This is a genomic window from Anabaena sp. 4-3 (assembly GCF_001597745.1).
GTDB lineage: Bacteria > Cyanobacteriota > Cyanobacteriia > Cyanobacteriales > Nostocaceae > Trichormus.
On record NZ_LUHJ01000031.1, the window covers coordinates 1 to 1,935 of the forward strand.

3 protein-coding genes are annotated in these 1,935 nt (G+C 42.4%); all 3 read right to left on the reverse strand.

Translation table 11 applies throughout. The features are described from left to right. Nucleotides 1-41: 41 nt before the first annotated feature. Entirely contained in the window at nt 42-455 is a 414-nt protein-coding gene (locus A3775_RS24105; RefSeq protein ID WP_197480118.1) for a hypothetical protein, read from the reverse strand. Between the two features lie 153 nt (nt 456-608). Beyond that, entirely contained in the window at nt 609-1,424 is an 816-nt protein-coding gene (locus tag A3775_RS09135) for an SMI1/KNR4 family protein (RefSeq protein ID WP_066382968.1), read from the reverse strand. A gap of 22 nt (nt 1,425-1,446) precedes the next feature. Continuing rightward, entirely contained in the window at nt 1,447-1,740 is a 294-nt protein-coding gene (locus A3775_RS09140; RefSeq protein WP_066424648.1) for a hypothetical protein, read from the reverse strand. Nucleotides 1,741-1,935: the final 195 nt, after the last annotated feature.

Here is a 1,935-nt window from a genome sequence, read left to right on the forward strand (position 1 = left end):
AATTTGCAATACTTGATACTTCCATTCTACATATTCAGTGTTTATCCGGCTAGGTGCAAGATATAAGTTAAATCCCCGCAAGCTGTGTTTGTAGCTGCTTGCAAGGAGGGGCGGAAACCGGAGTCTGCACAGGTCAAGTCTGCTGTGAAAGATTGGTTTGACTGGGCATACAAGCAAAGGATTGTGATTGCGATGTCGGGTGAGGTCGTGTATACGCCGGATGGGGAGGCTGTGGCGTTGGCGGAGATGATGCGGCGGTTTTCGGTGGGGGAATGAGACGCGATCGCAGCACGGTCAAAGGCGTGACCCTGGCGGATGGAAAAGCTCAAGATGGCGGAACAATGGCGCGAAAATCCAGGGGATGAGTTTTTGATGGAGTGTTGGGCGGATGACCCTGCTTCGCGGATTGTGATCAAGAAATTGGTGGCGAAGTGTCCGCAGTGGGGGATTGCCATTTTGGATAGGATGTTGGTTGATTGGGAGGAGTAGCGGTACTTGCAACTACTGGCATAACTTACTACTGCTCTAGAGTTTTTGATTTCACCCAACACTCATACTAGTTAGCGTCATGCAGGAATTTCTTCTTCCTCGGCAGACCAACTTGTAACTTAGGATTTGTATTTTAGCTTTTCTAATATCATTTTGGCATAATGGCTGAATGAGGTTTCTTTCGGTTTCTTCATTTCTCTGACTATTGGTTCTATTAATTCAGGGGAGAAATGTTCAACTGATAGCTCTGGCCAGCACGTGGTTAACCAATTAACATTTTCGTCAATAGAATCCCACATTTTATATAGTTTACATCGCTCCAACCCTGCTATTTCTAGCTCTTGCTTCAACCAGGTGAGTACCATTTTGGGTAACTCAACATTGTATTGGCGATAGATGGTGAAGAATTTTTGTTCATCACATTGCACGAGGTCTCCTTCATTTATATAAGCCACAGCTGTTTCCCAAACTTTTGCTGTCACTTGCATCAAGCTTGCTAAACTGACGTAGTGTAGTTCAACTGTATAAAGCTCTGAAACATACACAATGGGAGCAGGAAATTTTGCTTGCCAGTTTCCTACTGTGCAAAGATATATCTTGTCATAACCAAAAATCGGAAAAATAGGTTTATTTATGTACCTAACTTCATATTTTTCAAAATCTTTTGCCGTCTCCATCCCTCCTTGTGGGCTACACAGTGTCATCGTGCCATAGTAGGGAGCAAAAATTGTATCCCAGTTTTCAGTTTCCCAATCCCAACCCCCACACCACTGATAAAGTTCATAAACTTCTTGCGGCAATCGATAAGGTAGAATTTGAAATATTTCTTCAATTTTCTCTAAGGGTAAACCTGGAGGTAATTTGGCTGCCACAGCTGGATAATTACTTTCTAGGTAGGCACGAATTCGATTTAGACCATCAGTTAATTCTGACATGGAAACCCTCTGTTTCTTATTATTAACCACGATTCAAATCTGTTTTTAGGACTCCATCTCTATCTATGTAAAAGGATGCTGTTCCCTTTGTTGTCCCGACAATAAACCACATTTTCTCTGGATCGTTCCTCTCTACATTAGCTTTGGTATAGAACGACTCAAGCATAGGCCCTTGTTTTTCATACTTAGGCACTGGTCTTACTGAAACTGTATGTAACTCATAGAAAATTGGCCCACCAGGAATAGTTGTATTATAAGGATACTCATCGCGACCATAATTTGCTGGCAAGGCCTCTGGTCGTATTACATTTTTCAACCAACTTCTGCTATTACTCCACTTTGGAACACGACCTAAGAATGGTGAGGCTAGACCCCAACCATCCTTGAACCCTGTTTGGTTAGCACCAGTGAGTGCATCAAAGGTGTGTTTAGTAGTTTGTGATACTTATATCTTGCACCTAGCCGGATAAACACTGAATATGTAGAATGGAAGTATCAAGTATTGCAAATT

Bases quoted from the DNA above. Each gene is read 5' to 3' on its own strand.
- A3775_RS24105 (WP_197480118.1), bottom strand. From the start codon at position 455: ATGGCAATCCCCCACTGCGGACACTTCGCCACCAATTTCTTGATCACA.
- A3775_RS09135 (WP_066382968.1), bottom strand. From the start codon at position 1,424: ATGTCAGAATTAACTGATGGTCTAAATCGAATTCGTGCCTACCTAGAA.